This window comes from Pseudomonas sp. 58(2021) (assembly GCF_017491585.1).
Lineage (GTDB): Bacteria > Pseudomonadota > Gammaproteobacteria > Pseudomonadales > Pseudomonadaceae > Aquipseudomonas > Aquipseudomonas fluorescens_BT.
In genome coordinates, this window is sequence record NZ_JAFGYZ010000060.1 from 1 (window position 1) to 462 (window position 462).

The window sequence follows — 462 nt, forward strand, 5'->3', positions numbered from 1 at the left end:
GTCACACTGTGTCGCGCCTGATCGGTGCGCCTCCAGGTTACGTAGGGTTCGACCAGGGCGGTTTGTTGACCGAAGCGATCACTAAGCAACCGCACTGTGTGCTGCTGCTCGATGAGATCGAAAAGGCTCACCCAGAAGTCTTCAACCTGCTGTTGCAGGTTATGGACCACGGCACCCTGACCGACAACAACGGGCGCAAAGCCGATTTCCGTAACGTGATTTTGATCATGACCACCAATGCCGGCGCTGAAACCGCCGCGCGGGCGTCGATCGGCTTCACCCATCAGGACCATGCGTCCGATGCCATGGAGGTCATCCGTAAAAGCTTCACGCCGGAGTTCCGTAACCGTCTCGACACAATCATCCAGTTTGGCCGCCTGAGCACCGAGACGATCAAGAGCATCGTCGACAAGTTCCTCATCGAGCTGCAGGCGCAGTTGGAAGACAAGCGTGTGCTACTGG

Annotated in this window: 1 protein-coding gene; it reads left to right on the plus strand. The window is 57.6% G+C overall.

What is annotated here, in order from left to right; all coding sequences use genetic code 11:
• On the plus strand, nt 1-462 hold a 462-nt coding region (locus J5M72_RS28750; RefSeq protein ID WP_207868333.1), incomplete at both ends, for an AAA family ATPase.